This is a genomic window from Roseofilum halophilum BLCC-M91 (assembly GCF_030068445.1).
In the GTDB taxonomy this organism is placed as follows: Bacteria; Cyanobacteriota; Cyanobacteriia; order Cyanobacteriales; family Desertifilaceae; genus Roseofilum; species Roseofilum halophilum.
This window is the reverse complement of the sequence record NZ_JAQPOK010000125.1, coordinates 20,601-41,391: the sequence shown is the minus strand read 5'-3', so window position 1 is coordinate 41,391 and position 20,791 is coordinate 20,601. Positions and strand designations below refer to the sequence as shown.

At 46.7% G+C, this 20,791-nt stretch carries 17 protein-coding genes and 1 pseudogene; 13 read left to right on the top strand and 5 right to left on the bottom strand.

Translation table 11 applies throughout. The features are described from left to right. Nucleotides 1-22: 22 nt before the first annotated feature. Nucleotides 23-1,000, top strand: coding sequence for a hypothetical protein (locus PJF56_RS16655; protein WP_283763821.1), 978 nt, complete (start codon nucleotides 23-25; stop codon nucleotides 998-1,000). A gap of 12 nt (nucleotides 1,001-1,012) precedes the next feature. On the opposite strand, the gene PJF56_RS16650 is transcribed toward PJF56_RS16655, so the two are convergent. Continuing rightward, nucleotides 1,013-1,327, bottom strand: coding sequence for a P-II family nitrogen regulator (locus tag PJF56_RS16650; protein ID WP_283763820.1), 315 nt, complete (start codon nucleotides 1,325-1,327; stop codon nucleotides 1,013-1,015). Between the two features lie 88 nt (nucleotides 1,328-1,415). On the opposite strand from PJF56_RS16650, the pseudogene PJF56_RS22230 reads away from it, so the two are divergent. From PJF56_RS22230 to PJF56_RS16615, 8 genes and pseudogenes are all read left to right on the top strand, one after another. Beyond that, nucleotides 1,416-1,610 (top strand): annotated as a pseudogene (locus PJF56_RS22230) (RNA-guided endonuclease TnpB family protein); the annotation flags it as partial. A 107-nt stretch (nucleotides 1,611-1,717) separates the two neighbouring features. Continuing rightward, nucleotides 1,718-3,277, top strand: a complete 1,560-nt coding sequence (locus tag PJF56_RS16645; RefSeq protein WP_283763819.1) for an NADH-quinone oxidoreductase subunit M — start codon at nucleotides 1,718-1,720, stop codon at nucleotides 3,275-3,277. Between the two features lie 93 nt (nucleotides 3,278-3,370). Beyond that, nucleotides 3,371-4,498: a CO2 hydration protein gene (locus PJF56_RS16640; protein ID WP_283763818.1), complete on the top strand. Its 1,128-nt coding sequence runs from the start codon at nucleotides 3,371-3,373 to the stop codon at nucleotides 4,496-4,498. Nucleotides 4,499-4,558: 60 nt separating this feature from the next. Continuing rightward, nucleotides 4,559-4,780 (top strand): hypothetical protein, encoded by a 222-nt coding sequence (locus PJF56_RS16635; protein ID WP_283763817.1) that lies wholly within the window; start codon nucleotides 4,559-4,561, stop codon nucleotides 4,778-4,780. Between the two features lie 2 nt (nucleotides 4,781-4,782). Continuing rightward, nucleotides 4,783-5,229 carry a PIN domain-containing protein gene (locus PJF56_RS16630; protein WP_283763816.1) on the top strand — a complete coding sequence of 149 codons (447 nt, stop codon included), beginning with the start codon at nucleotides 4,783-4,785 and terminating at the stop codon, nucleotides 5,227-5,229. A 511-nt stretch (nucleotides 5,230-5,740) separates the two neighbouring features. Beyond that, entirely contained in the window at nucleotides 5,741-6,406 is a 666-nt protein-coding gene (locus PJF56_RS16625) for a Uma2 family endonuclease (protein ID WP_283763815.1), read from the top strand. A 301-nt stretch (nucleotides 6,407-6,707) separates the two neighbouring features. Beyond that, nucleotides 6,708-7,634 (top strand): LysR family transcriptional regulator, encoded by a 927-nt coding sequence (locus PJF56_RS16620; RefSeq protein WP_283763814.1) that lies wholly within the window; start codon nucleotides 6,708-6,710, stop codon nucleotides 7,632-7,634. Between the two features lie 103 nt (nucleotides 7,635-7,737). Beyond that, the gene (locus PJF56_RS16615) at nucleotides 7,738-8,124 is read left to right on the top strand and encodes a hypothetical protein (RefSeq protein ID WP_283763813.1); all 387 of its coding nucleotides are present in this window, start codon (nucleotides 7,738-7,740) and stop codon (nucleotides 8,122-8,124) included. Between the two features lie 187 nt (nucleotides 8,125-8,311). Here PJF56_RS16615 and PJF56_RS16610 read toward each other — a convergent pair whose 3' ends face one another. Continuing rightward, complete coding sequence (locus PJF56_RS16610; protein WP_283763812.1) at nucleotides 8,312-8,695, bottom strand: hypothetical protein; 384 nt, start codon at nucleotides 8,693-8,695, stop codon at nucleotides 8,312-8,314. A gap of 176 nt (nucleotides 8,696-8,871) precedes the next feature. Then, a complete protein-coding gene (locus PJF56_RS16605) occupies nucleotides 8,872-9,126 on the bottom strand; it encodes a hypothetical protein (RefSeq protein ID WP_283763811.1) in 255 nt (84 codons plus the stop codon). 201 nt (nucleotides 9,127-9,327) lie between these two features. On the opposite strand from PJF56_RS16605, the gene PJF56_RS16600 reads away from it, so the two are divergent. The 4 genes from PJF56_RS16600 (at nucleotide 9,328) to gltD (ending at nucleotide 16,972) form a co-directional block, all read left to right on the top strand. Then, entirely contained in the window at nucleotides 9,328-9,876 is a 549-nt protein-coding gene (locus tag PJF56_RS16600; protein WP_283763810.1) for a hypothetical protein, read from the top strand. Nucleotides 9,877-9,932: 56 nt separating this feature from the next. Continuing rightward, nucleotides 9,933-10,403, top strand: a complete 471-nt coding sequence (locus PJF56_RS16595) for an SRPBCC family protein (protein ID WP_283763809.1) — start codon at nucleotides 9,933-9,935, stop codon at nucleotides 10,401-10,403. A gap of 373 nt (nucleotides 10,404-10,776) precedes the next feature. Continuing rightward, nucleotides 10,777-15,375: a glutamate synthase large subunit gene (gene gltB / locus PJF56_RS16590; RefSeq protein WP_283763808.1), complete on the top strand. Its 4,599-nt coding sequence runs from the start codon at nucleotides 10,777-10,779 to the stop codon at nucleotides 15,373-15,375. Between the two features lie 112 nt (nucleotides 15,376-15,487). After that, on the top strand, nucleotides 15,488-16,972 hold the full coding sequence (gene gltD / locus PJF56_RS16585; protein WP_283763807.1) for a glutamate synthase small subunit: 1,485 nt from the start codon (nucleotides 15,488-15,490) through the stop codon (nucleotides 16,970-16,972). A gap of 564 nt (nucleotides 16,973-17,536) precedes the next feature. Here gltD and PJF56_RS16580 read toward each other — a convergent pair. Then, nucleotides 17,537-17,713, bottom strand: coding sequence for a hypothetical protein (locus PJF56_RS16580; RefSeq protein ID WP_283763806.1), 177 nt, complete (start codon nucleotides 17,711-17,713; stop codon nucleotides 17,537-17,539). A 565-nt stretch (nucleotides 17,714-18,278) separates the two neighbouring features. Further along, the gene (locus PJF56_RS16575) at nucleotides 18,279-20,756 is read right to left on the bottom strand and encodes an AAA-like domain-containing protein (protein WP_283763805.1); all 2,478 of its coding nucleotides are present in this window, start codon (nucleotides 20,754-20,756) and stop codon (nucleotides 18,279-18,281) included. Nucleotides 20,757-20,791 lie beyond the last annotated feature (35 nt).

Genomic DNA, 20,791 nt, shown 5'->3' with positions numbered 1-20,791 from the left:
GCTAGTCCAAGGAGAGTCGATCGTGAAACGTTCCCATCGCCCAACCCGGAAGTTATCTACCCCCAAACGGGGCCTGTTGTCGAGCATAAACTGGAGACGTGCCGGGTTATGGTGGGTCTTTATTCCCCTGTCGGGGGCGATCGCCATTTTCTGGAAACCCATGGCGAACCCAGATACCCTCCATCAGATGGGAGACAATATATCTACCAATCTTCAGACTCTCCTAAGTCCCATTACTCCCTATATCAATAGCCTGCAAGAAACCCTTCAAAGGGCGCAAACCATCGATCCCGTGCAACCCTCCTTAGCTCGACAAGAAGGCGATCGAGACACGGACTCTACCTTACCCACCGGATCGGATCTTTTAAGCGACTCAGAACTCAAACAAGTCATGGCAGCCCTATCCCTAGAGGAAATTGGCGAAGAAATTGACAGTTTATCCTCTCCTTCCCTATCCGCTCCCCTCTCCATTTCCTTAGACCTCTCCCCATCGGGGAAAAAGGGTAAAAAAGGGAATAATCAGAAAAAAAGTCCTTTGTCCGCTTCCCATCCTCTAGTCTCTTCTGTTCCCTACTGGAGTCGAAAACCCGCTCAACCCGAACCAGAGGATAACCATTCTCTCTATCCGACAGTGACATCCATCCTGAACTCAAGGACAAATGACGAGGTAGAGTCAGTTCCCTCCACTCTACCCACCTATGGTTCAAGTCTCTTAACATCTGAGATAACATCCAACGTCACCTCTAACCCTCAACTTCCACAAACCAGCCTGTCGCGCTATTCTCCCCCACAAACCCATTCTTCTCCCTCTTCCTCTTCCTCTAGCTCAGAGCGTCGGAGCTTTGGCTATAGTCGCTTATCTCCTTTTATCAATAACAATAGTGAATCAACCGCGCCTAATTCGTTAAACCCTCAACCTCAATTCACCGCTCCCTCTGGCTCCATTCGTCCTAGAGGATATGGTTTGATTGAACCCACTTCCTCATTAAGTAAGGATTAAGGCCATAACTGATTAATCATGCCTAACACAATGAAGGGAATGGACTTCCATGACTGAGGAAATATAACAAGTGCCCCCAAATTTATTTAAGATGGGTCGAATTTGTTCTAAAACCGGCTTCACCTTATCTGGTAAACAATAGGCAAATACATAAGTATTTCCTAGTCCCGTAATTGCCGCATCATTGGTCACTGTACCTTGAATATTTTTGTGCAGGATATTGGGAATAACCGTGTAGTTAGAAACCTCGGTTTGATCGAGAACTTCGGTTATTTTGTGCATTTCCACTTCATCAGCGATAATCTCGATGCGGGTGACTGGATGCATAAGGAATCCCTCCGTAAACGGGTACAAGACCGAGAATTCCCAGGGGTTGAGTGCCTGAGAATAAAATAATCTTACCTCAAACCGCAATAAACAGCATGATAGAGATATTAACGCTGCAATACATATTAGAAATGAAGGATTGCGACTTTTGGAGTTAGGAACTAGCTCTTCTGCCCTTGGAGGGGATGTAAGACCAAAATCTTCTGGACGTAAAAAATCTACGCAGGTTGAGGCAATCCCCAATGAATTGGGAAGCCTACAGTGTACCGCAAGGTCAGTGTAGGTAGTTCACTGGAGTTTGTGGCGATCGCCCATCATTTGATAGGGTAAATAGATAATATAGAGAATTAACGGTTTCATTCGTTCTATACCATCAACTTAGGATTATCCATGCTCAGTGTTTTGATCTGGGGCCCGGTTTTAGGTGCAGCAGCGATCGCCTTCTGGCCTGCTGAAATCAAACCGGCAATGGTACGCAACCTGGCCATTGCCCTCGGCCTTCTGCTTTTAGGTTGGACAGGGGCGATCGCCCTGCAATTTAATCCCTATCTGTCAGAGTTGCAATTGACAGAATCTCTCCTCTGGTTAGAAACCCTGGGACTGACGTACCATCTGGGTATTGATGGCCTGTCCTTTCCTCTGATCGTACTCAATAGCTTACTGAGCTTAATCGCCATTACGAGCAGCGATCGCCAGCTCCAACGGCCCCGATTTTATTATGCCCTGCTCTTCCTGCTCAACTCCTGCGTCTCTGGAGCCTTCTGTGCCCAAGATTATCTGCTATTTTTCCTCTTCTATGAACTCGAACTGATCCCCCTCTATCTGCTGATCGCCATCTGGGGAGGAAAGCGCCGGGGATATGCTGCCACTAAATTTTTAATGTATACCGCCGTTTCCGGTATTGCCCTGCTGGCCTCATTCCTGGGCATCACCTGGTTAAGTGGAGCAGAAACCTTTACTTATAACCCGGCGATCGCCCAAACCCTACCCCTGGGAACCCAACTGATCCTGCTTGGCGGTATTCTCCTCGCCTTCGGGATCAAAATTCCCCTCGTCCCCTTCCATACCTGGCTTCCCGATGCCCATGTCGAAGCCTCCACTCCCATCTCCGTCCTCCTCGCAGGGGTATTGCTAAAACTGGGAACCTATGGACTGCTTAAATTTGGCCTCTTGCTCCTCCCCGATGCCTGGAAAATCCTCGCCCCCAGCCTCGCGGTTTGGGCTGCCATTAGCGCCATTTACGGAGCCTTGAGTGCGATCGCCCAGACCGATATGAAAAAAATGGTCGCCTTCAGCTCCGTCGCCCACATGGGCTATATATTGCTGGCTGGTGCAGCCGCCACCTCCCTCAGTTTCCTAGCCGCAATTCTGCAAATGGTCAGCCATGGCCTCATCTCTGCCCTTCTTTTCCTACTGGTGGGAGTCGTCTACAAAAAAACCGGAACCCGCGATCTCGACATCTTAAAAGGCCTCCTCAACCCAGAGCGCGGCCTACCCCTAATTGGCAGCCTGATGATCGTCGGAGTCATGGCCAGCGCCGGAATTCCCGGTATGGTTGGCTTTGTCTCCGAATTTCTCGTCTTTTGGAGCAGCTTCCCCACCTTCCCCATCCCCACCCTGATCTGCATGGTGGGAACCGGCTTAACCGCCGTCTATTACCTACTCCTAGTCAACCGTACCTTCTTTGGTCGCCTCTCCGAAGTCGTGCAAAACCTGCCCCCCGTGCAATGGGGAGACCGCCTTCCGGCGATCGCCCTTACTCTCCTGATCGTCTTCTTCGGCCTCTTCCCCAGCACCCTCACTCAATGGAGCGAAGCCACCAGCACCGCCTTATTTCCGAGTAACACCATTGTGAATGGGGAAGACACGGAGACACGGAGACACGGGGACGCGGAGAATGGAATAATTCTAGGGAATTTAGGGTTATCAGAGGGTCTAATCAATGCTTAATTATTGAAATTATTCCCTTGTTAAGATCCCCCTATCCCATAAGAAACTGCCTTACTTATTACTTATTACTTGTTACTTATTACTCATTACTCCATGATCGCCCTCACCCCCTCCAAACACCCCCTAGCCTCCTACATCGAACGCCTAGAAGCGGGCGGTGACTTACTGCCCCACTCCCCCGAAAATCTCCTAGAAGTCGTCGGCATCCTCAAAAGCTATGGAGTGGTTCTCGATGCCTATTCCAACAACCTGATCTATATGGCTCAGGAACAGTTTTTAGTCCTCTTTCCCTTCTTTAAATACTTCAATGGGGAAGTCACCCTAAACAAACTGCTCAAACATTGGTGGCACGATCGCATTAACTATGAATATGCCGAATATGTCATGCGGATTATGCTCTGGCATGGCGGGGGAGAACTCGATACCTATCTCGATAGTCCAGAATTTCGTCAATATGCAGAACGGGCGATCGCCGCTAAAATCAAATCCAACCCCGCAATACAACTGCTCCACAAACTCTTTCCCGACTTTCTCCCCGAACAAGTCCGGCAAATGGTCTATACCAGCGCCCTAGGACAATTTTGGCGCATCATGAGCGATATGTTCATTGACCTCTCCAACCGCTATGATCGCCAAGAAATCCAATCCATCCCCCAAGTCGTCGAGCATATTCTCGCCGGTTTAGTCGCAGCCGCCAATACCCCCATCACCTATAGCGTCAACATCAAAGGGCAAACCTACGACCTCATCCCCCCCGCTCAAAACTTCAAATTCTTAATGGAAACCGCCGTACCCTACGTCGATACCATCTTCTTTCGCGGCGCTCCCTTCCTCGGAACCGTTTCCTACAACGCCCAAGCCCGGCAAATTCCCCCAGAACAAGCCGAATTCACCTATGGGGCACTCTATGCCGATCCCCTCCCCACCGGAGGCGCAGGCATTCCCCCCACCTTGCTCATGCAGGATATGCGCCATTTTCTCCCCGACTATTTACACCAGTTTTATCAACGCAGTCGTCGCGCCGAAGATGACCTCTTAGTGAAAATCTGCATTAGTTTCCAAAAGTCCATGTACTGCGTCACCACCGCAGCCATTAAAGGACTAACTCCCCATCCCTTGGACACAACCGATCCAGAGCAAAAACAAGCCAATCGCGCCTATTTTGAATCTTGGATGGATCGCTTTCTGACTTCTCGTTTGCTAGAGGTCAATCAAGGCTAGTAAAGATCGTGAGTTAAAATCTGAAGTATCCAATACAAGTTGCTGAACGGAGAATATAAAATGGCTAATACTGTTGAATTTAAGGCAAGAATTAAACAAGGTATCATTGAGATTCCAGAAGAATATCAACAGCAGTTAAGGGAAGAACATGAGGTAACTGTAATTGTACTCAAACAGTCTAAAAGGATTTCTCAAACAGGAATGATTGCTGAATTAACTCGAAATCCGATTCCTGTGCCTGGTGTACATAAATTAACAAGAGATGAAATTCACCAACTTTAGTGATGTCTAATTCTATTTATTTTTGTGATTCTAATCTATGGTTGTATCGTTTTTTGGTCGATCCCGACGGTGATGACTCTGAAGAAATCAGAAAGTATAACATTGCGGTCAATCTGACTAATCAGGAAGATCTTGTGATTAGTACCCAAGTGATTAATGAAATTTGTGCAGTTTTACTCAAAAAAGCTAAGGTTAGTGAAATTCAAATTCGACAAATTATCGAAGAGTTATATCAGGGTTGTATTGTTGTTGACATCGATCGCAATATTATCGTAATAGCTTCTGATTTACGAATGAGCTATAGTCTCTCGTTTTGGGATAGCCTGATTGTGGCGAGTGCTTTAGCAGGTGGTGCAGATATTTTGTATTCTGAAGATATGCAAGATGGATTAAGAGTTTCAGAGCAACTCAATATTGTTAATCCCTTTCAATCTACAGCACAGCCTTGATTCTAAATCCCAGTGTTGAACCAGAAGAGAAGGCGATCGCACGATTACACTATCGATAACCCATCCTGCGGGGTTTAATTCTCAATCAATACTTTTGCTACTTTTTGCAACAGAGAGGATTGACTATTATCACTAATTATCAAAACATTTTGAGTGAGTGTAGTAAAGTGCAAAGCTGTAATAGGATGCTTGATGAGTTTAGATGTTTGAATGGGTGTATGATCATAATTTTTTCCGAGTAAATGATAGACCCGAAAACCTCTTTTTATTGACAGATCAAGAGCTTTTCCCGGCGGAACATAATATTGAATAAAATTCTCATTCTTTACAGCGATTTGCGCTGTTAAGTAATACAGCGCTTCGCGCTGTATTGAGGTACAATCTAAGGTGAAGAGATTTGATGGGTATTAAGAGGTAATGAAAGCATACAGCGCTTCGCGCTGTAATTAATCCGAAACATTTAAGAAATTGGTTTGCTCATTGTTGCTACTGTACCTCATAACAGCGCAAAGTGCTGTATATCCCGATCGCCACTACAGGAGCGATCGCCTTTCTCCCCTCTCTCCCTTTGCTACAATTAAACCATCATCTCTTGGCTAACCCAATTATGATTGCCACTCCCCTTTCTTCGGTTCATCTTCGGCTAATTACCACTGCTGATTATCATCGAATGGCAGAAATTGGGATTCTGGGAGCCGATGAACAGGTGGAACTTATTGCGGGACAAATTATCCAGAAAATGCCCAAAGGCCCTGCCCATAGTGCGTTGTGCAAACGGATGGAAAAACGGCTAGAACATCATTTGGGCGATCGCGCTCTGGTAAGACTTCAAGACCCCATTCAACTCAATCCTTACTCAGAACCTGAGCCGGATATTGCCGTTGTTCATCCCCATCCCAACTTTTATGCCGACCATCATCCCACACCAGATGAAGTGTATTTGATCGTTGAAATTGCTGATACTACGATTGACCGCGATCTCGGCACTAAAGCCAATCTCTATGCAGTAGCAGGTATCACTGACTACTGGGTTTTCAACATTACCTCACAACAACTTCACATTTTTCAAGACCCTCAACCCAATGGTTACCAGCGCCAGCTCATTTTGCTCGGTCAACAGTCTGTAAGTCCTCTGGCTTTTCCAGATTGCACAATTACAGTGCAAGAGTGCTTTTAGACGAAAAGGCGGCTCGTCCAGGGAATAAAAAAAAAGGATGCTACACCATTGAGCGTCTCAGCTAAAGAGGGAAATACTTTACTGTTGCCACAATGAGGCGAACTGCAAAGCTAGGAATTTGGGTGTCCTGTGCGAACCTCTTCAACTGGCGATCGCCGGGTAGCATCCTCTCGGAAGGGTTTCTTTCGCTCTTTCTGATCAAGATGATAACGCAAGAACATCGATAAGGCTAATGCAATATTGACAATAATTATGATAGATTTATATCTATGAATATTGTTTTCTAATTGAGGAACAGGTTTTGAGGCAAGCGACTCTGCATCAATTAAAAGTTTTTGAAGCCGCAGCCCGCCACGGCAGCTTTACGCGGGCAGCAGAAGAGTTATATTTAACTCAGCCTACCATTTCCATGCAAGTTAAGCAATTAACCAAGGCTGTGGGAATGCCCTTATTTGAACAGATTGGTAAACGCTTGTATCTGACGGAGGCAGGCCAGGAGCTTTTCGCGGCTTGTCGCGATCTTTTTGACCGTATATCTCAGTTAGAAATGACCATTTCTGACTTAAAGGGATTGAAACAAGGACAGCTTAAACTCAGTGTGATCACCACAGCCAAGTATTTTGTTCCTCGTTTATTGGGGCCCTTTTGTCAACGCTATCCAGGTGTCGATTTTGCCCTTCAGGTACTTAACCATGAAGGATTACTCGCTCGCATGTCTGAAAATCTCGACGATCTCTACATTCTCTCCCAAGTGCCGGAAAATTTAGATGTTGCGGCTCATCAGTTCCTAGAAAATCCCTTAGTGGTTTTAGCCCAGCGAGAACATCCCCTCGTCGGACAAGAAAAGATTCCCCTAGAGCGTCTATCTGGGGAACCGTTTATTATGCGCGAAGAGGGATCGGGAACTCGTCGTGCCGTCGAGAAACTCTTTAATGAGCAGAATATTAGCGTTAAAGTGAAACTGGAGTTAGGCTCTAATGAAGCCATTAAACAGGCGATCGTGGGTGGTTTAGGTCTCTCGGTGTTATCCTTACATACCTTAGCCCTAGAAGGAGCGACGGGAAAACTGGCGATCTTGGATGTGGAGCATTTCCCCATTGAACGCAATTGGTTTGTCGTCTATCCCAGTGGTAAGCAGTTATCTGTGGTTGCAACGGCCTTTTTAGGGTATCTGTTGGATGAAGGCAAAAAAGTCGCTGAAGACACGGCAATAGACAAGCTGTACTGAGCTTGTTGTAGATTAGGGAAAAATTAACCGGGTGATAGCCAACTGTAATCGTAGGGAAGAGAACAAAGGCGATCGCCTGACTTAACGTATTCCAAATTACTCTATGATTAACGTCCATACTCTGGTTTCAGCAACCTTATGCTCCCTCACCTTGGGACTGTCTGCACCCGCTTTTGCCCAACTCAACTTTGAATTACCCTCTGATAGGACTCTTCAAGAGTGTCCCCAGATTGGTTATAGTGCTTTTGTCATTAATACAGAAACCGCCGATCTCGAAGCACTAGCCCAAGTCGCCCAAGTACCCATCCATCAGGTTACCCTATGTAAACTTGCTATTCCCGATCGAGGTTTTGTCCTAGGCACTCAAATTCAATTAACGCCATCTTTCAATCAAGAACATACACCTACGTTCCAACTGGTGCGTAAATTGAAACGTCAAGGTTATCAAGCTTATCTCAGTTATACCAGCGATCGACCCATTGAAGGATAATCAGGCAAAGATTTTCAGGCTGAGTGTGGTGTTGAGCAGAGCTGTTCACTGAGGCAAAACAGAACCCTACTTATATCAAATCTAGAAAAGCATACTAAGTTTTAGATCCCCCAAACCCCTTTCATAAGGGGAGTTGAGGGATCTAAAAGCTGGTATTTTTTACCGCGCCAAGGGCTGTATGACTAATTTAGCGAATGGGCCCGTTGTAGTCTACTCTCACCCAAGAGCCATCTTTAGCAACAGTAACCACACTTTCGACTGTCGGTACAGAAAAACCGGGTTCACCCCCATAGAATTTAAACGTCCAAGTCCCATCGCCATTATCCACAAAGGGAGAAGAGGTAGCATTTCCATGCATGGATGTTTCTGCACGATATTGACTTAACCCTCCATTGGCTTGTTCGGCAGCTTGACGAGCCAAATTTTTCGCCCGGCTTAAGCTGAAAATGTCTTCGACTTCTACTCTAACAGTTGAATCGATGGGTAGGAGAGTTGGGGTTTGGGCAAAAGCACCCAAAGGAATTAAGGTTAAACCGGTAAGAGTTAAAACACTAATTACAGACTTAGACATGGTTGTATTGCCTCACATTGTAGCTGTTGTCAATCTGAAAGAACAGGAAGTTTCAAGGTGTGTGTCTGTTGACCTAATCTGGAAATTTTTCCTGTTCTCACTCTAATTCATAAAGACGGTTAAATCATGTTTGAAGTTCCCCAGTGGGTGAATCCTTGAGACGGACTTGAGAGTCCTCACTTTACTCGTTTTTTTAAGGTATAAACCAGACAATATCCTTGGGAAAATTTCAGAGAGTAGCTGCTTACCAGTTCCCAGCCGCTTTTGCCGTATACATTTAAGATCTTGATCACTATTTTGGGTTTACAAATAACACCATTTTGGCGACGAAAGTGAGTAATTTGACCTTGGGGATAGAGCGATCGCACGGCGGTGATTTTTCCTCTGCGATCGCACATAACCAGTAGTTCTAAATAGCGCCAAATATTCATCAATCTTCAGGCAACCCAAGTTCTCACCCTCCGTTAAAAAATTCACCCTTGTCCGAGCCGATCCGGAACTTCCTCGATCGGATTGTTGATTGTCAGCAATCCGATTACCATAGTTGAGAGTTATCCCATCGTTGCCTTATCTTCCCTATGGTTAAGCTCCCCTCTGTCTTGTCTAGTTTTCTTGGATGCAGCCTTACCCTGATGATGTTTTGGGGGGACTCTCACCCCGCACAGGCCCAATGTCAATATCAAAATCCCGGTGTACCTTTTCCTTTTATTGGGCCCTTAGATACTCAGTTGGTGGAGGCGGTTGAGCAAGGTAAACCTGTAGACCTGAGTACAGGTGCAGTCATTACGGAAAATACGATCCAAGAAGGTCGCTTAACCCTGCCGAGCTTATGGTGGGCCAGTGAGCAATATGGCAAGGATTTACTGGTAACCTGGTTGGCTTATCCTCCTAGAGATGAACAGACCCCTGGAGAAGTTCATTTAGTCGTAAACCGTCAAGTTTGGCGAGAGACGAGTTATTTCAACCGCTATGAGTTGTTGACCAAAATAGGGGCGATCGCCCGCGACTATGGCTATAATACCCGTCTGTTTAACCGCCAAGGAGATACTTTAGCCAGCTATACCTGTAATTTTGATACACTAAGTCTATGTAATGTTGAGGGGTTGATCACCAGTCTAGGGGTCAATGAAAATTGTATCATTTATCCCTCGAAATTTGAGTCAATCCATATGATAGACTAGAACAATAAAGTCTATTTTTTACCTTCTCTTGCCCTCACTCATCCCAAAATACTTTTATGAAAGATTGGTTAGAACATAGCGTACAAGTTGAAGTCGAAGCGCCGATTGAATTTGTGTGGGAATTATGGTCAGACCTCGAACAAATGCCCCGATGGATGAAATGGATTGAATCGGTTCATGTGTTAGAAGAAAATCCTGAATTGTCTCGCTGGAAATTAGCTTCGGGTAATTTTGAATTTAGTTGGCTCTCGCGCATCTTGAAACAAAGTCCTAATCAAATTATTCAATGGGAATCAGTAGATGGCTTACCCAACCGAGGTGCAATTCGGTTTTATGACCGCCATGAAACCAGTATCGTTAAACTAACTGTCGCCTATGCCATTCCAGGACTTGTCGGTAAGCTGATGGATAAATTGCTCGGCCCTACGGTAGAATCGACGATTCAAGCGGATTTAGATCGGTTTCGGGCCTATGCACTCCAGAAAATGAGCGATTCGGCTGTTGCCGACATGAACGGTAATGGGTAATGGGTCAGGTAAGAGAACGGATAGCAAGCTATCTACCGGATTTCTGCTAAATTGGCTACCAATTTTGAGATTTACTCTCTGGTGAAGGAAATGCTAAGAAATATTTCAGAACCTTTGGGGTAGATTCCGATCATTTTATTAAGAAATGGGCGATCGCCGTTTTTTGCCGTCAAAATCTATCCTACATCTAGAAGCAACGGTTTCCAGCTCAGGAGATGAGGTGTCAGGAAAATCAGGGATTGAACTTCAAGAACCCATAACCAGTGCTACTTTCGGCTATCACAGATGAACGGATCGGCTTCATCCCTATTTCCTGTATCCGGTTCCCTCCTTCAAAGGACATTGAGGATTGAAAACCAACTATATCAAGACCATGAACAGAACCACATCACCCCAAAAACAGGGTCTATACGATCCCCAATTTGAACATGATGCCTGCGGTGTTGGCTTCATCGTACACATGAAGGGGGAAAAGTCTCACTCAATTGTTGACCAAGCCCTCACCATTCTGGTTAACCTGGAACACCGGGGTGCAGTGGGTGCAGAACCGAACACCGGAGACGGAGCAGGCATTCTGCTGCAAATGCCCCATAAATTCATGGCAAAAGTTGCCCAAGAGCAAGGGGTTAACCTACCAGAACCAGGGAAATATGCCGTCGGCATGATTTTCTCCTCCCCCGATCGCCAAGCCAGAAGTAAAGGACGGCAACTCTTCGAGCAGATCGTAGCTGAAGAAGGGCAAAAAGTGATCGGTTGGCGAGATGTGCCCACCGATAACAGCAGTTTAGGGGAAACCGCTAGAGAGAGCGAACCCTTTATGCAGCAAGTCTTTATTGCCCGAAATCCCGATCTAGAAGACGATCTGGCCTTCGAGCGCAAACTCTACGTGATCCGCAAACGCTCCCATACTGCTATTAAAATTCCAGGAATTGACCGCTATTGGTATCCCACTAGCATTTCTTGCCGCACCCTAGTGTACAAAGGCATGTTGATGCCGCCCCAAGTCAAAGCCTACTTCCCCGACTTAAGCGACTCTGACTTAGAAAGCGCCCTCGGCTTAGTCCATTCCCGCTTCAGTACCAACACCTTCCCCAGTTGGGAGAGATCGCACCCCTATCGCTATGTGGCCCATAACGGGGAAATCAACACCCTGCGCGGTAACATTAACTGGATGCACGCTCGCCAATCCCTATTTGGCTCCTCCTCCCAAGAATTTGGAGCCGATCTAGACCGCATCCAACCCATTATCAACATCGATGGCAGTGACTCCGGTATTTTTGACAATACCCTAGAGTTGATGACCCTAGCTGGGCGGAGTCTTCCCCATGCGGTAATGATGATGATCCCCGAACCCTGGGCAGCTCATGAGTCCATGAGTGATGAACTCAAAGCCTTTTACGAGTATCATGCCTGCTTAATGGAACCCTGGGATGGCCCTGCGTCCATTGCCTTTACCGATGGCACAATGATGGGAGCGGTTTTAGACCGCAATGGTTTGCGTCCTTCTCGCTACTACGTCACGAAAGACGACCTGGTAATCATGGCCTCAGAAGCGGGTGTGCTGCCCGTGGAACCGGAAAATGTGGCTAAAAAAGGGCGCTTAGAACCGGGTCGCATGTTCCTGGTGAATATGGAAGAAGGGCGCATTGTGGCCGATGAAGAAATAAAACATCAAATCGCCACTGAACACCCCTATCGGGAATGGCTGGATCAATACCAAGTCAAACTCTCGGATTTGCCTGTAGAGGCGGGTTTGAAACCCGCCCCTACACCTGCCTTGCCCCTCGTCCAGAGACAACGGGCATTTGGTTATACGTTTGAAGAATTGCGGATGCTCTTAGCGCCCATGGCCCAAAATGGGGTAGAGGCGATCGGAGCCATGGGAACGGATACTCCCTTAGCCGTTCTCTCTAACCGGCCGAAACTGCTCTATGAGTATTTTAAGCAACTGTTTGCCCAAGTCACGAACCCGCCCATTGACTCAATCCGGGAGGCGATTATTACTTCGCCCATTACCACCATTGGTTCGGAAGGTAACCTGCTCAAACCTGAACCGGAAAGCTGTCACCTGATCCAGTTGGATACCCCCATTTTGAGTAATGCTCAATTGGCTGGGCTGAAGCAGCTTGGTGAAGATAAGACCGGTGATTTTCGCTCTCTGACCTTGCCGATTCTGTTTGACCCCAAAACTGGGGTAGAAGGACTCGAAAGTACCTTAGAGAGCATATTTGCTAAGGCAGATGAGGCGATCGCCAAGGGGATTAACCTAATTATTCTTTCTGACCGAGATATGGATGGCGATCGCGCCCCCATTCCTGCTCTGTTAGCGGTTTCCGGACTCCATCACCACCTGATCCGCGCCGGAACTCGTACCCGTGTGGGCATTATCCTGGAATCGGGAGAACCCCGCGAAGTCCATCACTTTGCTGTTCTGATTGGCTATGGTTGCGGCGCGATTAACCCCTATTTGGCCTTTGAAACCATCGGCTCGATGATTGAGGAGAAACATATTCCGCCGATGGATTATGAAAAAGCCTGCAAGAACTACATCAAAGCAGTCACCAAAGGGGTGATTAAAATTGGCTCGAAAATTGGCATTTCTACCATTCAGAGCTATCGGGGAGCGCAAATTTTTGAGAGCATTGGCTTAAGTTCTGAGGTCGTTAATAAATACTTCACTTGGACAGCTTCCCGCTTAGAAGGAATTGGGGTAGATGTGATTACCCAAGAGGCGATCAAGCGTCACCATCAAGGATTTTCTAGTATCGAAACTCTAGATGCAGGGGGCGAATATCAATGGCGCAAAGATGGAGAAGCACACCTCTTGGCTCCAGAAATCATTCACCTGTTGCAACGAGCTGTCCGGGAAGGGGACTACGAGCTGTACAAACAATACAGTGCCCAAATTAATCAGCAGGATAAGGAATTCTTCAGACTGCGGGATCTGCTAGAGTTTAAGGCTCGCGATCCGATTCCCCTAGAAGAAGTGGAGCCGGTGGAAGCCATTACCAAACGCTTCAAAACGGGAGCCATGAGCTATGGGTCAATTTCTAAGGAAACCCATGAGAGTTTGGCGATCGCCATGAACCGGATTGGCGGTAAATCCAATACCGGAGAAGGGGGTGAAGATCCGGAGCGCTATACCTGGACAAATGAGCGGGGAGACTCGAAAAACAGCGCCATTAAACAGGTGGCTTCCGGACGCTTTGGGGTAACGAGTTTGTACCTGAGCCAAGCCAAGGAAATCCAGATCAAAATGGCGCAAGGGGCGAAACCCGGAGAAGGAGGACAACTCCCAGGGCGTAAGGTGTATCCTTGGATTGCGAAAGTGCGTCACTCAACTCCCGGTGTGGGTTTGATTTCCCCGCCTCCCCACCATGATATTTACTCCATTGAAGACCTAGCCGAGTTAATTCACGACCTGAAAAACGCCAACCGGCAAGCGCGGATTAATGTCAAATTGGTGTCAGAAGTCGGTGTAGGCACGATCGCCGCCGGAGTCGCTAAGGCACATGCCGATGTGGTGCTGATCTCCGGATTTGACGGCGGCACGGGAGCAAGTCCCCAAACCTCGATTAAACATGCGGGACTGCCTTGGGAATTGGGTGTGGCAGAAACTCACCAAACCTTGGTTCTGAATAATCTGCGATCGCGCATTGTTGTAGAAACCGACGGACAAATGAAAACGGGTCGCGATTTGGCGATCGCCGCTCTCCTCGGTGCGGAAGAATACGGCTTCTCCACCATGCCCCTCGTCACCCTGGGCTGTATCATGATGCGGGTATGCCATAAAAACACCTGCCCCGTCGGTGTTGCCACCCAAAACCCCGAACTGCGGAAAAACTTTAGCGGCGACCCCGAATATACCGTTAACTTCATGCGGTTTATCGCTCAGGAGTTGCGAGAAATTATGGCGCAACTCGGTTTCCGCACCGTGAATGAGATGATCGGGCGCACCGATGTTCTGGAGCCGAAGAAGGCGATCGACCATTGGAAAGCCAAAGGCATTGACCTCTCCAAAGTTCTCCATCAACCCGAAGTCGGGCCGGAAGTCGGGCGCTATTGCCAGATGCCCCAAGACCATGGGTTAGAGAAATCCTTGGATATGACGGTACTGCTGGATCTGTGCAAAGAGGCGATCGAAAACGGTAAACCCATTCGCAAGACCCTACCGATCAAAAACACCAACCGCGTCGTCGGTACAATCCTAGGCAACGAAATCAGCAAACGCCATTGGGACGGACTCCCCGAAGACACCATTCACCTGCACTTCCAAGGCAGCGCCGGTCAAAGCTTTGGCGCATTTGTCCCCAAAGGAGTCACCCTAGAACTAGAAGGAGATGCCAACGACTACTTTGGCAAAGGCTTAAGCGGCGGTAAAGTCATCCTTTATCCCCATAAATCATCCACCTTTATCCCGGCTGAAAACATCGTCGTCGGTAACGTCGCCTTCTACGGCGCAACCGGCGGCCAAGCCTACATCCGAGGCATGGCTGGCGAGCGGTTCTGCGTCCGTAACTCCGGCGTACAAGCCGTAGTCGAAGCCGTGGGAGACCATGCCTGTGAATACATGACCGGCGGAAAAGTCGTAATTTTGGGCAAAACCGGACGCAACTTTGCCGCCGGAATGAGTGGCGGTGTCGCCTATGTTCTCGATGAAACCGGCGACTTTGCCACCCGTTGCAACCGGGAAATGGTAGATCTCGAAACCCTCGAAGATCCAGAAGAGATCCGCGAGATCCACGAAATGATTACCAAACATGGCCAATATACCGGCAGTAAGCGAGCTGAATTAGTCCTGGGATCTTGGGAAACCATGAGCCGGAAGTTTGTGAAGGTTATGCCTCGCGACTACAAGCGGGTTCTCCAGCACATTCAGAATGCTTTAGCCAATGGCTTAAGCGGTGATGATGCCCTATCTGCGGCCTTTGAAGAAAATGCCCGCGATATTGCTCGCATTGGCGGCAGTTAGTCAATCAGAGATGTCTGTAGGGGCAGGTTTGAAACCTGCCCCTACACCCCCATTCCCCCATTCCCCCACCCCAAATTAAGCGTGTTTTGTATTTAGAGTAGAGAGATCAATCATGGGAAAAGCAACAGGTTTTATGGAGTATCTGCGCGAAGTAGCGGCAGAGGTTTCCCCCCAGGAGCGGATACAAAGCTGGGATGAGTTCCATCTGCATATGGACGACGATCGCCTGCAAACCCAGGGCGCTCGCTGTATGGACTGTGGCACACCCTTTTGTCATACAGGCTTAGAAATTAGCCGCATGGCAAGCGGTTGTCCGATTAATAACTTGATTCCAGAATGGAACGATCTGGTTTATCGGGGACTCTGGGAAGAAGCCCTGGATAGATTGCACAAGACCAATAATTTCCCCGAATTCACCGGCCGGGTGTGTCCCGCACCTTGTGAAGGGGCCTGTGTTTTGGGCATTACTAACCCTCCAGTGACGATTAAGAATATTGAGTATTCCATTGCTGAAAAGGGTTGGGATGAAGGCTGGATAACACCGACTCTACCGCCCCAACGAACGGGGAAAAAGGTGGCCGTGGTTGGCTCTGGGCCGGCGGGTTTATCAGCAGCGGCCCAACTGAACCAGGCGGGTCATTGGGTGACAGTCTACGAACGGGAAGACCGCCCAGGGGGACTGTTGATGTATGGTATCCCCAATATGAAGTTGGATAAGAAAGAGGTGGTTTTGCGCCGGTTGGATGTGTTGCAAGCGGAAGGAGTGACGTTTGTTTGCAATACGGAAATTGGCAAGGATCTACCGGTGGAGAATCTGCTCAATGATTTTGATGCGGTGGTTCTCTGTACGGGAGCGACGAAACCCCGCAATTTGGAAATCGAAGGCCGGGATCTCAAGGGGATTCATTTTGCCATGGAGTTTTTAACGGGAAATACCCGTAGTGTACTTGATGGGAATCCAGCTCCTGATTATATTTCCGCAGCCGGTAAGGATGTGATTATTATCGGCGGTGGGGATACGGGAACGGACTGTGTAGGGACTTCGATGCGTCATGGCTGTAAGAGTGTGACCCAGTTGGAAATTATGCCTAAACCGCCAGAAACTCGTGCTGCGAATAATCCTTGGCCGGAGTGGCCGAAAATTTACCGCCTGGACTACGGTCAAGAAGAGGCGGCGGCTGTGTTTGGCGACGATCCGCGCGTGTATACCACGACTGCAACCCGGTTTGAGGGGGATGAGCAAGGCCAGGTGAAGGCGGTGCATACGGTGGAGGTGGAATGGACGAAGAATGAGCAGGGGCGTTTTATTCCTAACCCCATTGAAGGTACAGAGAAGGTGTTACCGGCGCAATTGGTGCTGTTAGCGATGGGATTTTTGGGGCCGGAACAACCCTTGTTAGAGGCTCTGGGTTTGGAACGGGACGGCCGCAGTAATGTGAAAGCGGAACATGGCAATTTTGCCACGAGCCTCCCTGGTGTTTTTGCGGCGGGGGATTGCCGTCGCGGGCAAAGTTTGGTGGTTTGGGCGATCAATGAAGGACGCGGTGCGGCGCGAGAGTGCGATCGCTTCCTGATGGGATCGACGGATTTACCTTAATTATCTTCATTCCTTCAATGGTGTTATTTCCTCCTGTAGGGGTTAGCTGTGGGTGAACGACCCACACTGTACCGCCCTAGTCAGTGTGGGCTTCCAACTTCACAGAAGATTGCCTCATCTTGGATTTGCTCTATGCGAAGGGGTCTTACATCCTCTCCATTGGCGTTTGCCTCCCCCGTCCCAGAGGAGGAGAGCATTCTGATACCTTCTGCCGCGCGAAGCGCTGTAACTATTGGCGATCGCCCACCACTTCAGGCAAGGGAATATCGGGGTTGGATAGGGACTCGGCTGCATAGGACTCTTCCTCAGATGCAGGAATGGAGAATTCGGGGACTTCCAAAGGTTGTTCTTGGGCTGCACCAGAGGGCGCATCGCCATATGGGCATATCGTCAGCCCCTTCTCCTAACCGATCTTGGAAACCTTATTTTTCAGCCATCTCCGGATACAGAATTACCCAGTGAGCAGAACGGAACACGCAATATGGAGACATAGAGATCGGGGTCAGGCGAGCAGGATAAGGTGCGATATGCTTAGAGCGCAACCCCTCTCGCCCTGCCTACCGCTCAAGCCTGGGGATGTCCCTCCTGATGACTCATGTGCCAGCATCGCTCCAGAAGGGTTAATTGATAGCGATACCAAAAGTGCTGGGGACTCCACACCATGGGAGACGCTGAGTTAAACAAGGGTTGATTAAGATAAGCCCATAGGGGTAGCCAAAAGGTGTAATAGTTAAATTTCATGGTTATCGAAAACAATAAGAGGGTGAGGTTTACAATGACAGTCCACCTAGATGGCAGGTGAGTCAGGATTGAGCCGTTTTATCCCTTCCTTTTTCTAATTTGCCAAACTCTTCAGCCGACTTGCCTGAATGTTGCACTCTTTGATAAAAATTGACATTTAACTTAAAATTTGGCTCATCCAGTCGATAACAAGCGAACGGCTTCCCCAAACGGAAAGTGACGTAAGTCTAATCCGCCTAGAGTCACCACCCACAACACTGGGTAGTCGGGAACAGGGTCAGAAAAGTTCCCGTAACCATCGGTTAGATAGAGGCAAACCTGGCGATCGCCCCAATCTCCGTTTGTTAACTAATTCGCCGTAAGTCCCCCACTGAATTCGGTACTCCGAATCAGTGGCGGATACAGCGCTTCGCGCGGTAATGAGGTACAGTCGGAAAAGATCCCCCTAAATCCCCCTTTTTAAGCAGGGAGGTTGGGGGGATAGAAATGTACCGCATAGCAGCAAAAACTGCTGTATTACCTGCATGGCATCTTGCCAATAGGTCTCTAATCACCATAAAAAGAATTATTTGAGATAATTTTGAATTGACGACACATCTAGCGTTTCATTGTTAATCACCAAGGCAACATTAATATTTTCCAGGAAATTAACAAACCATTGAATTTGATCGATCGGCTTAGACTCATAATAATTGAACCATTGAAATAATTGCTCTCCTAAATTCGATTGACTTTGCCCCGAAATGAGGACAATTTTCAGCAATAAGGCACTGGTTTTTAATTCTCCTAAATTGGCGATTAAGTTAACAAAAATATAGTGATTTGGATCGTGGGGACTCTCAATCAGAAATTTTAAGAGTTTCTCACAAGTTTGGTTGAGCAAAAGAGAATTAAACCCTTGTTGGTCTTGTTCCGGCAATAAACTTTTTAGTTTATGTCTTAATTTAAAATCGAAATGTTGAGACTGATAATCCGAATCAATTGCTGTAATAATATAATGATAAAATTGTTCCTTAAATTCTTGATAAGATTCCACAGTTTCTGTATGCTCTAAAAAGTTTCTAGCTAAATCTTTATAGCTCGAATCTCCTTCTACTTTACCCGTAAACTGTTTAATCGCTAAATACAGATCTTGGTCACTCAAAAGAGTCGGATTAGACAACGGTTTGTGGCTGCTAAACCCAGATATTTTTTTAATTAAATAGGTAGCATACTGGGAAAGACTCAGTTCAAATTCCCATTGCCGTTCTGACTGAATTTCTTGCAGCATCTGTTGATGTTCCCTCGAACTATTGGATGCCACTAGGGAATAGCGATAAAGATAGGGATATCGATAAATTTGTGTTTTGAGTGGAGAATTTAAAACTGGAGATAATTCAGATTGGGAACTCGATTTATTTTCAATCAAGATTCGCAAAATTTGATAATCTTCACTTTCTTCAAATTCTTTAACTGTGGCATGAATGATCGGTTCAACGAAAAGTTTTTCAATCATTTTGTATTCATGACTTTCACAAAAATGATTAACTCTCATTTTGAGTTGCTCCACATATTTAGGTAAGGGAGCAGAATAGGAGTATTGATACTGTTTTTGATTATTGAAAAGACCCATTAAACCCACAATCGCAATTTTAGATGAGGATCGAACTTGCCAGTGATTAATTAAAATATAAAAACATCGATTTAAAATTTTATTAAATTTATGTTGTTCGGTGACTTGAATGATCAACCGTCGGAGAACGCCACTAATTTCAATATCTGGATATCCAATGACTTCAATAAATAATTTATAGACTCTTTGAATCATCACGGCTGGAGATTCTTGTTGCACCCAATAAAGCAGATGATCGTAGAGCTTCTGTTCATCTGATAATTGTTTGTTTATGGATATCTGCGGCGTTTTATTTGGGCTATATCCGAGGCATTTTTGAAGCCATTCTAGATTAAATGTATAAGCATAAATTTTGTTGTAAACTTTGAGAATAGGTCGGGCAGATTGATGACCAAAAGGTAACTTTACAACCAAACCACTCAAGCGTAACTCGGTTTGTTCTCGACTTTCTTCTGAAGGAATTTCTCCTTTTTGTAGGATTTGCCAATATAACTCTAATAATGATTTTTTATTCGGACTTTCTAGGAGACGATCGCGAATCGATCTCAGGTGTTCTGGTTCATCTTGAGCTTCCCAATTATGGAGGATTTTGGCGTGAACTAACCGATCGACTCTTTGATTTTCCTGGTTCAGAGCAATGAATTCATCATGATTGGCAACCAAATGACAAAGTTTTTGCGTTAAAAAAGGTTTTCCACCTGTCCAATCTAAAATTGCTTTCAAAACTTTTTGCGGATCTCTGGCTTTCATAACCAATCCTTCCGCTAATCCTAAACAGTCTTGAAATTGAAATCCAGTTAACTGAATTTCTCGACCAATATCAAAGGGGCTAAAGTTAGGTTTAGCACTCAATTCTGATGGACTAGCTACACCCAATAATACCCAAGTTATTCGTTGATATTCCGGATTCTGTTGGCGATTCTGATAGCAAGATAGAATTAATCCAAAAAAATCATTTACGGGGAATTTTAAGCCCAAGACACTATCAATCTCATCGACAAAGATAACAATATTATGAGAGATCTGACAGAGGAGGACTTCAGTTAACAATAAACGCAGCCGTTCGACGGGGGCAAACGAGAGGCGATCGCGCCACCATTTGGGCAGGTTGATTTTATCGGCTAAATTAAAGCTACTCAAGATGGAATAGGCAAAGGCAGCATACCATTCTTCGGCGGTAATATTGCGGCTAAAAATAGCGGTTAAATCCACAACTGAGCAAACAATTCCTCGATTTCTGAGTAATTCAATGGTTCGGACTCGTAAAGAGGATTTCCCCATTTGCCGGGAATTGAGAACATAGCAAAATTCTCCGGATAGAACTCCGCGAAATAGATCGGCATCGGCTTGACGTACTACATAGGTAGGCGAATTAAGCGGTAGGCTCCCGCCAAATTGGTATTCATACATTTTAGTAAATAGATTAGTCATGAACCCCTTGTAAATGCACCACTGAAATTCAAAAA

What these genes read in the sequence shown, in the direction of transcription:
- gltD (WP_283763807.1), top strand. Translation starts at nt 15,488, where the DNA reads ATGGGAAAAGCAACAGGTTTTATGGAGTATCTGCGCGAAGTAGCGGCA.
- PJF56_RS16580 (WP_283763806.1), bottom strand. Translation starts at nt 17,713, where the DNA reads ATGAAATTTAACTATTACACCTTTTGGCTACCCCTATGGGCTTATCTT.
- PJF56_RS16635 (WP_283763817.1), top strand. Translation starts at nt 4,559, where the DNA reads ATGGCTAATACTGTTGAATTTAAGGCAAGAATTAAACAAGGTATCATT.
- gltB (WP_283763808.1), top strand. Translation starts at nt 10,777, where the DNA reads ATGAACAGAACCACATCACCCCAAAAACAGGGTCTATACGATCCCCAA.
- PJF56_RS16575 (WP_283763805.1), bottom strand. Translation starts at nt 20,756, where the DNA reads ATGACTAATCTATTTACTAAAATGTATGAATACCAATTTGGCGGGAGC.
- PJF56_RS16600 (WP_283763810.1), top strand. Translation starts at nt 9,328, where the DNA reads ATGATGTTTTGGGGGGACTCTCACCCCGCACAGGCCCAATGTCAATAT.
- PJF56_RS16645 (WP_283763819.1), top strand. Translation starts at nt 1,718, where the DNA reads ATGCTCAGTGTTTTGATCTGGGGCCCGGTTTTAGGTGCAGCAGCGATC.
- PJF56_RS16605 (WP_283763811.1), bottom strand. Translation starts at nt 9,126, where the DNA reads ATGAATATTTGGCGCTATTTAGAACTACTGGTTATGTGCGATCGCAGA.
- PJF56_RS16610 (WP_283763812.1), bottom strand. Translation starts at nt 8,695, where the DNA reads ATGTCTAAGTCTGTAATTAGTGTTTTAACTCTTACCGGTTTAACCTTA.
- PJF56_RS16640 (WP_283763818.1), top strand. Translation starts at nt 3,371, where the DNA reads ATGATCGCCCTCACCCCCTCCAAACACCCCCTAGCCTCCTACATCGAA.
- PJF56_RS16630 (WP_283763816.1), top strand. Translation starts at nt 4,783, where the DNA reads ATGTCTAATTCTATTTATTTTTGTGATTCTAATCTATGGTTGTATCGT.
- PJF56_RS16595 (WP_283763809.1), top strand. Translation starts at nt 9,933, where the DNA reads ATGAAAGATTGGTTAGAACATAGCGTACAAGTTGAAGTCGAAGCGCCG.
- PJF56_RS16650 (WP_283763820.1), bottom strand. Translation starts at nt 1,327, where the DNA reads ATGCATCCAGTCACCCGCATCGAGATTATCGCTGATGAAGTGGAAATG.
- PJF56_RS16615 (WP_283763813.1), top strand. Translation starts at nt 7,738, where the DNA reads ATGATTAACGTCCATACTCTGGTTTCAGCAACCTTATGCTCCCTCACC.